The organism is Treponema endosymbiont of Eucomonympha sp. (assembly GCF_001028545.1).
Genome location: NZ_BBPW01000755.1, coordinates 1 through 8,697 on the forward strand (window position 1 = coordinate 1; position 8,697 = coordinate 8,697).

Sequence of the window (8,697 nt, forward strand, 5' to 3'; positions counted from 1 at the left end):
GCCAAACTTGAAGCTGAACGTGCGCGTCGCGAGCGAGCCATCTCCAAAGTCGAGGCCCAAAGAGAAAAAGCAAAGCGAGATCATGAGAACCGGCTTCGCGAGATGGAAACCGAGCGCGCGGCGCTTGATCGACGTTTCGAGGCTGAGGAGCTTCGCTGGAAAAGGCAGATGGAGAAGTTTCAGAACGAATTGAAACACGCGCGGAAGTGAACGCCAAGCTTGCTAAGCCGCCTTTCGTTTCCGTCCGCCGGAACGCCTCCGTTTTGCGCGCGGTGCGGCACTCTTCCTGCCCTTCAAACTCAGTGGTGAGGAACTTATCCGGATAGCCGGATTTCTTTGCGATATTTGATCGCAATTTGAACTTTCGGCTTGCTTTATCGCCGCTCTGAGATTGTTGTTTAGGTCATGAAGGCTTACAATTCGGCGCTCCCCGCTACCGCGCGGTTATTTTTTAGCAGCGTCCTCAGAAAACTGCCCCCTTATCGATCAGCCGCTGCAGTTCTGCTGCCATTTTTCGATACGCTTCAGCAAGCCGCTCGAATGATTCTCGCTTTGTATTGTTGGTTGCGAGTTTTGCGATGATTTCGCAATCGACGGCATCGACCAGAAGTTTTTCAATCCTGGCTTTTACATCTTTCATCGCAGCTCACCACGCCTGCTGGTCCAATCCTGCGCGCCTTCGAGATTGCCGCGCACGCTGCATTTGCGTATTGGACTTCTGTTCCGCGCGTTCTTGGTCCCGATAACCACCTAGCTCATAGCAAGTCCACTTGGTGGGGGCTTGGATAACGACTTCCCTCTGTCTAAACGCGCGTTCAAACTGAGGGCGATTCTCGCGCCACCGTTAGCCATCCAATTCTTTCGCCATACCTCGAATACGACAATCTGGTCTTTTCATTCTCCCCCTCCGCTTGGGCAACAAAGCCGGCAATTCAGCCGGCTTTGTCACTGGGTTGTCTAGCGCAGCAGTAGCACTAGTAGAATCAAAGGGAGAGGAATTCCAATCAACCAGAGCAAAATCGGCATATGGATGTTCCTTGTATTGGGGTTACCAAAAGCGGTGGCCCGCAAAGGTCGGAATTCGGTTTTCGTCGCGGTGACGCGCTCCCGCCCCCGCTGCAACGATAGCTGCAGCCAAGCTGATAAGCAGTGAAACGCCGGCTATAAAAGCAGTGATAACCGTAGCTTTGCGAGCTTTGTCGACTTGTTGACGTGCCTTCAATTCAAGGTCGCGAGCTTCTGCTATGGCAGCGTCCACACGGCTTTGGGCTTCGGCTTCAGGCATGCCTGTTCGCGCGATGACGATCTGTCCAAGATACGTGCGGTCTCGCTCGGAAATTGCCTGATTCTTGATAGCGCTCGCAAAAATCCGGTTTGCTTCCGCGCGTGCTGCCTCTAGGTCGCCGCCGCCAGTTTTCAAGTCGACCGTTGTGCCAGGTTGCGAAGGCTGCGGTCGGAGAAGCAAGTCGACTGCGTAGTCGGCGGGCGTCGCTGAAAGCGCTCGTGCATTTGAGGTTGCCCCGGACGTCGCGCCGGCTGCAACAACAGCGGCGGACTGAGCGGAGGTTTTTGCAGAACTCAGTCCGACAATGGCGAGAACAACGGCGCCGAATAACACCCCCACTGCCCATACCATGAAGCCATGCGTACTGTCTCGAAAGCCGCTTTCTGGCTCAGAGTCGCTCCATCGCGACCGCATCCGTCCTGCAAGATAGCCGCCTGCTGCAAAGCTACCGATCTGCACCAGCACCATCCACCAAGCGACGGCGAGGCTCACTACCCATAAACGCGCGCCTGTGTCTGGCCATGGAGATGTGAGGGATAGCCCAATGGCTCCACCGAACGTCAAAAGAAGAAACGACAAAGATGCTGCGGCTACCGCGCCGCCAATAATGGGACCCCACTCCAGATAAGACCTGCCAGACTGAACATACCCCGGATCTGTTACCGCCATAGCGAATTCCTCTGTTGAATTATCGAAGGCCGATGAGTGAAAGTACCGCCATAACCACGACCACCAGGCCGACGAGATAAATTACGCCATTCATGTGAATCTCCTTACGGTTGAAGAGGTTTACTTGGCGCCTGGGACCTTGATCGTGAAGCTTGGTCCCGAGTTACCCATATTGCCGGTTGCCATCATCATGGCTGCTCCGACAAAAATAACGAGGACCACACCCACTACGACTCCAAGAATTCCACTTGCGCCATCACTGCCGTCAGCCATTTGAATCTCCTTAGTTGTTTAATCGGCTACCAAAACGACAATGTGTCGTCCGTGTTCCCTTCGCTCCGAGACATTTAGCGGCGTCGACGGCAGTGCAGCGAACTGAAAAAACAACCCCATCGAGGTCCGCTTGCATTTTTGGCGACCGCCTCAATCGATGGAAAATCCCATGTTGAACGGCCGCTGCAGCTCGTCTTCGCGAAGCTCGGGTCGATCTCTCAACATTCGTCGGACGGCGTCTGCAGCCGCTGCGATCTCCTGCTTTCGCTTTGCAGCAAGCCGCTTTCTATCGTTTGCCGAATCACGCGCCTTTCTCAGTTCGAGCTCACGACTCCGCTTTGCAATCGCGATCTTATCTTGCACCGGCACCGGTTGGTCACTGACCGTAATCGTCGAGGACGGGATGTTCGCGGGGGACCGGAGTTCACGAACTGTTTGCGCGTCATCCGCTCGTCTGTTATCGCCGTTCTTAGTCGGCCTAAGATCTTCGGAAGGCCCGGCATGGTCTACTGGCTTAGGTGCCTGTAAGGTGCCCGCAGTGTGCAGAGGTACAGGCGCTGGCGTCGCTTTCACGGTTGCGATATTCGGCACTGCTTGAGCAGGAGAGTTGTTCTTCGCTTGCAACGCTTCATCCTGCTTGATGACACGCTCAATCTTTGTTGGCGAGAGAGGCTTTTTGGTTGTGATCGTGTTGAAGAATGCTAACGATCCACCAAAGCCGATGACCAAAGCCATGCCGGCCGTTCCAACGCCAGCGAAGTAATAGGTAAGAGATGATCGCATCGCCGCCTCCTTTGTTTGGGGGCGAACGTTTATGAGAAGTTGGTGTTCCTCCGGAGAAAGAGAACTTAAAGGCTTCAGTAAATGGCTAAACGGGCTGCAAAAGCAAAGCACTTCCGGCACACTTGCCGGAAGTGCCCGCAAAAGCTTTGGAGGTCATTACTCGATGATCTGAACAATGCGTCGTGAGCTCGGATCAACCAACACTGTGCGATCGTTCACAACAGTATAGCGATAACGCGTTGCACCATATTCATTTGGAATTTCGTAGTAAGTGACGCCGCTAGCTGGGAGTTCGACTCCGACTCGAATATCGCCTTGGTATCGATAAGAGGGATGGCTCCGCTCCGTTACATATGAGCGAAAACGAGGCCGTGCATCGTCGGCGATGCCACCCACGGCAGCACCGGTGGTAGCGCCGACCGCAGCGCCAACGGGTCCGCCGACTGCACCGCCTACGATAGCGCCACCAACCGCGCCGCCCACTGCGCCCTCCTGTGCCAGGACTGGCGTCGTTACTGAAACCGCTGTCGCTAAGATTAATCCTGAAACGATCTTATACATCTCGCTCTCCTCTGATTGATGCGCCTGCCAAACGTGGGTCGGAAATTTCTGTTCCATCCGGTTGGTGTATCGGGAAGGGTAAAATGACGTGTTAGATATGCCGATAAATGACTCGGAAAAGCTGGGTTCATCTGAGGTTAAGCTGGGTTCATCTAAGGTTAATATGGAATGCCTCAGTTTTGCGATGTGGCATGTAGGTAGGACCAATGAATTCCTTTGACCCGATGGCCGTCGCGATTGATTGGCTTGAAGCGTATCGCGCGGAGGATCTAGAAGGTCTCCTTCATCTTTATGATGAAGGAGCTTCGCTCGAATGTGGCTGCGGGGGCGAGCAAGTCATCGTGGGTCGAGAGGCGATCCGCGCTTATTGGAAAGTACGATTCAGCGAAAAGCCAAGCGCGGAGTTTGAAGAATTTGCGCCCGTGCATCGGGGCGTTCATTTTTCATATAGAACTAAAACCGGTGTTGTAAACGTCATGCTCGATTACAACAACGAGGGCAAGATCGAGCGAAGTCGCTGCGGTCCGTTGCTTCCATTTGGTGAAAGTTGAGGGGAAACCGCCGAAAAGCGTTCCCCCTCCTCGATATCACCAGCTTCGGCCGCCGATGCTGAACCCTACGCTCGGACCGCCGTAGTAGCCGTCTCCTCGGTAATAATGAGGACGACCACCGTAGTAGCCGTAACTATGGCGTACGTTGTAACTATCATACTCGCGCACAACGTATCGGGGCCCCCGGCTGTGCCAGCAGCGGCCGTATTGATTACAGACCAACCTGATTTGCTCTACCGTGGTCAGGTCTGAACCAACAGCACCGACATTCAGAGGCGCCGCGACCACCGCGGTGGAGGTTAGGACGACTGCGCCTGTTAGCGATATAAGAACCGACTTCATCGTTTTTCTCCTTATACCTGACCGTTAGTGCCAGTGGCGGTGATGGCCGCGATGCCATCCATAGTGATGGCCTCGACCGCGGTGCCACCCATAATGATGGCCTCGGCCACGGTGCCATCCATAATGGCGTCCTCGATTATGCCCCTTCCAGCCATGACCGCCATGGTGCTTTGCAAGCATAAGCTCGCTGTCACTGTGCGCGACGGTACTCGATTTAGCCGTGGGCATTGCCGCCGTGGGCACTGTCAGGCCGACAAGAGCAACTGCTGCTGCTGTGATGATCAGTTTCCTCATGAACGTCTCCTTTGGTTTAGCCGCTCCCAAACCAGCTTGAACAAATTCTGTTCCGGGGAACTAAAGCGGCTCAACGCCGTTCAGCGCGCGTTACCAACATTTGGAGGAAGTGATGAAGAAAATTCTGATGGGCGCTGCGTTCGCGATGATTGGTGCAGTAGGGGCATACGCCCAGACTGCCGTTGTCAGCGAATATTATGTCGTCCGAGACAGCAATACCAAGACGTGCACCGTGGTCGACAAGAAGCCCACTGGCACAACGACCACAATTGTCGATAACGGGGTTTTCAAGACCAGGACCGAAGCGGAAACCGGGATGAAGACCATCAAGGTTTGCACGGAAAAGTAACTCACTGAAAGAGGACGGTCGATCGACCGTCCTCTTTCATATGCCCGAGTCGCGACGGCAGGGCACGTGCGAACATCGTGTATTGAGGACCGATCGATGCCGCTTCTTCGGTATTTTATATGTGTGGGCAGCGTGCTCTTGACAGTTATCCTGCTTAGCGAGCATCTCGATAGTCGCCCCAGAGCAAAAGAGCGCCCAGATGTCGACCGGACGGTCATTAGAACTGCGTCTGCAATGCGCCTTCCTGACCTTGTGGTGATCGATACGTCGCTGCCGACGATATCCTCGCCTGTTGCAGAGATTGCCGACGCAAAGAAACAAAGAGAGTTCGAAACTACGAAGTTGAATGCTTCTGAAGCATCTGTTCGTTCGCCAATACCAGCCGTTCGCAAGTCCAAGAGAAACGCCCCGCTTCGCAAGAAACTCGCGGTGCTCGCTCCAAGCTGAGTTGTAGGGACTGCCCCGGTTTGGTGAATGGCAACAGCGATCTAATTCTGAAGGTCCAGTTCGACCGCTTTCCGGATTAGGTCGGAGTGATTTTTTGCACCAAGCTTTTGTCGCAGCGAGGTGGTCGAGTTTGCGATGGTTTTGTAAGAAAGTGCGAGCGCATCGGCCACTTCGGCGATGCTGTTGCCACGGGCCAATAATCGCAAAATTTCGATGTCTCGCCCACCCAGTACATTGAGCGGATTCGCCCGGATGGAAGCAGCAGAGAAGGTTACATCCTTGGCGAGCCTTGGCGAAATGAAAGATCCGCCATTTCCGACCGTCACCACAGCTTCAATAAGATAACGGGGATCATCGGTCTTCGAAAGATACCCATTGGCGCCAAGTTCAAGGGAACGAAGTATGAAGATTGGATCGTCGTTCATGCTGAACATGATAGTTTTGGCGGATTGGTCATGCTGTCTAATTTTTCGCAACAACTCAAAGCCGGAAAGACCGGGCAGATTCAAGTCGATAATTGATACTTCGGGTCGAGCGTCCAGTTCAGCATCGGCGGCCGAAGCTGGTGATATCGAGGAGGGGGAACGCTTTTCGGCGGTTTCCCCTCAACTTTCACCAAATGGAAGCAACGGACCGCAGCGACTTCGGGTCCGCCGACTGCACCGGCAACCATAGTACAGGCTAGGGGTTCCTCGAAGCTTCCTAGGCATCAACCAGTAGAATCCAAAACAATGTGGTCTGTGCTTTCGCTTCGCGTTCGCCTCGCGCTGTTGCTAAGTTCAATGCTGATCTTGGCCTTGGCAACTATTGTGGCTCTTCAGGTGATGTTCGCCTCGCTTACGCTGAAACATGAGAAGGTGCTCGCGGACGACGTCGCTAATCAACTTGTTCGATCGCTTGGGGCAACGCTGTCGGTTTCAGACAACCCTGATAGCGTGATGCACAAATTTTTGGATTCATCTCGAGAAAATAAGACAGGCATCGTTGGCTTTGAGACCACCGATACAACGCAAGTGGTCGCCTCCACACCCTTTCGAGCCGACGGAGTGCCGGCTTGGTTCATAAGACTTCTAGGCGAACATTCAGATCCAAGTCGATTACCTGTCATCAAAGACGGACGAAAATTCGGAGATCTGATCTACTTCTCGGATCTGTCCGCCGACATTCGGGAAAAGTGGATTACATTTGTTGCCTTGCTGATAGCTGCAATACTACTTTCTTCTCTCACGTTCCTAATTGCCTATTTCTTGTTGGGCTCAATGTTAAAGCCGCTCGCCCGTGTTGAGAAGGCTCTGACGATGTTGCGACGCGGGCAGTATGAATTTCAGATTGAGTGTGAGGGATCGCCAGAGCTGGTTCGAAGTTGCAACGAGGTGAACCAGCTCGCCCAAAGTTTAAAGCGCTTCAGCAGCGATCGCAGCGACCTGCTTCGACAAATGGTGAATCTCCAAGATCGCGACCGCTCAGACATCGCCAAGGAGTTGCATGACGAACTCGGTCCCATATTGTTCGCAATCCGTGCTCATGCCACGTCGATATCCGATGGCCTGTCAACAATGGACACTAACAGCGCTATCGCATCATCACGGTTGCTCGAGGCCGTCGAGATTTTTCAGCAAGCCAATCGCCGCATCCTCGACCGGTTGCAGCCGTTTCAGCTGCAAGAGTTCGGCATTATATCGAGTATCGACAGTATATTATCGGGACCTGGCCCAAAGGCTGCGGCCATAGATATTAGTAAGGACATTGATCCCTCCATTGCCGGTGTCAAAGGAGTCACCGCCGAAACGATTTTTCGCGTAATACAAGAAGGCGTGACTAACACTTTGCGCCATTCAGCTGCGACTAGACTAGTAATTTCAGCCCAGTTGGTAACTGACGGTGAGGAAACCTCTCGGAGAAGGCAAGTCCTCGTTGACGTGTTCGACGATGGGAAGGGAGTGCCCACGAATGTGGTATTCGGTCGTGGACTGCGGGGTATGAGCGAACGCCTCCGCGCTCTCGGGGGCACCTTGTCCATTTCCAGCACGCGGCAAGGCACGCGTCTGAGCTGTGTGATACCATGTTTGAGCGACGATGACCTTCCTGCGGTCTAGCGCTATCCCGCGCGGGGCTCGCAGCAGAAGTCGAGCGGGTGTTGCCTCGTATCAGCTCTAATATGCCAAAGCATCCTTGTATCTCCCTGATGTGCTCTGTGCGGTCAAGGATAAAGTCTAATTTTTCAATGGTTTGATTGGCCAATCTGGGTCTATTGCCACTTTTTCCTGAGAAATAAGGAACTTGTCACCCGGTTTCCTATTATTCTCCAACGCTGCGTAGGGCTGAATGAGGAGGGTGGGTTGGTCACATCGCGGAGTTGGACGCCAGCACAGATAGAACGTCTCGAAGAACTGCTTGCTGCTAAAGCATCTCCTGCAAGAGCCACAATAGTTGCCAAGGCCAAGATCAGCATTGAACTTAGCAACAGCGCGAGGCGAACGCGAAGCGAAAGCACAGACCACATTGTTTTGGATTCTACTGGTTGATGCCTAGGAAGCTTCGAGGAACCCCTAGCCTGTACTATGGTTGCTCCCAGACAAATTGCCTAACCGCAGCCGAATGGTAATTAACCCCAATGAATATCTTGATCGTTGACGATCATCCACTGGTCATTTCTGGATGCAAAGCAATCCTTGCATCGGTTCCCTCAATCACGATCACATCCGCATCGGACGAACGGACTGGATTTCAGCAGTTCTTGGACGCTCGACCCGAAGTATCAATTATCGACTTGAATCTGCCCGGTCTTTCCGGCTTTGAGTTGTTGCGAAAAATTAGACAGCATGACCAATCCGCCAAAACTATCATGTTCAGCATGAACGACGATCCAATCTTCATACTTCGTTCCCTTGAACTTGGCGCCAATGGGTATCTTTCGAAGACCGATGATCCCCGTTATCTTATTGAAGCTGTGGTGACGGTCGGAAATGGCGGATCTTTCATTTCGCCAAGGCTCGCCAAGGATGTAACCTTCTCTGCTGCTTCCATCCGGGCGAATCCGCTCAATGTACTGGGTGGGCGAGACATCGAAATTTTGCGATTATTGGCCCGTGGCAACAGCATCGCCGAAGTGGCCGATGCGCTCGCACTTTCTTACAAAACCC

At 53.3% G+C, this 8,697-nt stretch carries 13 protein-coding genes; 6 read left to right on the forward strand and 7 right to left on the reverse strand.

Going from position 1 to position 8,697, the window contains the following annotated elements; translation table 11 throughout:
* The coding region (locus tag AWU74_RS14450) for a hypothetical protein (RefSeq protein WP_498067505.1) at positions 1 to 210 on the forward strand (210 nt) is incomplete at its 5' end.
* Positions 211 to 463: 253 nt separating this feature from the next.
* On the opposite strand, the gene AWU74_RS14455 is transcribed toward AWU74_RS14450, so the two are convergent.
* The 5 genes from AWU74_RS14455 to AWU74_RS14475 form a co-directional block, all read right to left on the reverse strand.
* Entirely contained in the window at positions 464 to 640 is a 177-nt protein-coding gene (locus tag AWU74_RS14455; protein ID WP_187149471.1) for a hypothetical protein, read from the reverse strand.
* A 408-nt stretch (positions 641 to 1,048) separates the two neighbouring features.
* Positions 1,049 to 1,954, reverse strand: a complete 906-nt coding sequence (locus tag AWU74_RS14460; protein WP_062329158.1) for a hypothetical protein — start codon at positions 1,952 to 1,954, stop codon at positions 1,049 to 1,051.
* A gap of 120 nt (positions 1,955 to 2,074) precedes the next feature.
* Entirely contained in the window at positions 2,075 to 2,227 is a 153-nt protein-coding gene (locus AWU74_RS14465) for a hypothetical protein (protein ID WP_006019307.1), read from the reverse strand.
* A 150-nt stretch (positions 2,228 to 2,377) separates the two neighbouring features.
* Positions 2,378 to 3,130: a hypothetical protein gene (locus AWU74_RS14470; RefSeq protein ID WP_162502539.1), complete on the reverse strand. Its 753-nt coding sequence runs from the start codon at positions 3,128 to 3,130 to the stop codon at positions 2,378 to 2,380.
* Positions 3,131 to 3,166: 36 nt separating this feature from the next.
* Entirely contained in the window at positions 3,167 to 3,628 is a 462-nt protein-coding gene (locus AWU74_RS14475) for a DUF1236 domain-containing protein (protein ID WP_202966458.1), read from the reverse strand.
* A 149-nt stretch (positions 3,629 to 3,777) separates the two neighbouring features.
* Between AWU74_RS14475 and AWU74_RS14480 the strand changes: the two genes are divergently transcribed.
* Positions 3,778 to 4,122 carry a YybH family protein gene (locus AWU74_RS14480; RefSeq protein WP_111835333.1) on the forward strand — a complete coding sequence of 115 codons (345 nt, stop codon included), beginning with the start codon at positions 3,778 to 3,780 and terminating at the stop codon, positions 4,120 to 4,122.
* Between the two features lie 353 nt (positions 4,123 to 4,475).
* On the opposite strand, the gene AWU74_RS14485 is transcribed toward AWU74_RS14480, so the two are convergent.
* Positions 4,476 to 4,628 (reverse strand): hypothetical protein, encoded by a 153-nt coding sequence (locus AWU74_RS14485; RefSeq protein WP_157223898.1) that lies wholly within the window; start codon positions 4,626 to 4,628, stop codon positions 4,476 to 4,478.
* 230 nt (positions 4,629 to 4,858) lie between these two features.
* On the opposite strand from AWU74_RS14485, the gene AWU74_RS14490 reads away from it, so the two are divergent.
* Positions 4,859 to 5,107 carry a hypothetical protein gene (locus AWU74_RS14490; RefSeq protein WP_202966459.1) on the forward strand — a complete coding sequence of 83 codons (249 nt, stop codon included), beginning with the start codon at positions 4,859 to 4,861 and terminating at the stop codon, positions 5,105 to 5,107.
* A 138-nt stretch (positions 5,108 to 5,245) separates the two neighbouring features.
* Positions 5,246 to 5,554 (forward strand): hypothetical protein, encoded by a 309-nt coding sequence (locus AWU74_RS14495; RefSeq protein WP_062329161.1) that lies wholly within the window; start codon positions 5,246 to 5,248, stop codon positions 5,552 to 5,554.
* Between the two features lie 41 nt (positions 5,555 to 5,595).
* Here AWU74_RS14495 and AWU74_RS14500 read toward each other — a convergent pair whose 3' ends face one another.
* On the reverse strand, positions 5,596 to 6,126 hold the full coding sequence (locus tag AWU74_RS14500; RefSeq protein WP_162505178.1) for a response regulator transcription factor: 531 nt from the start codon (positions 6,124 to 6,126) through the stop codon (positions 5,596 to 5,598).
* 159 nt (positions 6,127 to 6,285) lie between these two features.
* On the opposite strand from AWU74_RS14500, the gene AWU74_RS14505 reads away from it, so the two are divergent.
* Both AWU74_RS14505 and AWU74_RS14510 read left to right on the forward strand, forming a co-directional pair.
* Positions 6,286 to 7,650 carry an ATP-binding protein gene (locus AWU74_RS14505; RefSeq protein ID WP_059369823.1) on the forward strand — a complete coding sequence of 455 codons (1,365 nt, stop codon included), beginning with the start codon at positions 6,286 to 6,288 and terminating at the stop codon, positions 7,648 to 7,650.
* A gap of 527 nt (positions 7,651 to 8,177) precedes the next feature.
* Positions 8,178 to 8,697: response regulator transcription factor (locus tag AWU74_RS14510; RefSeq protein WP_187151012.1), on the forward strand; the 520-nt coding region annotated here is incomplete at its 3' end.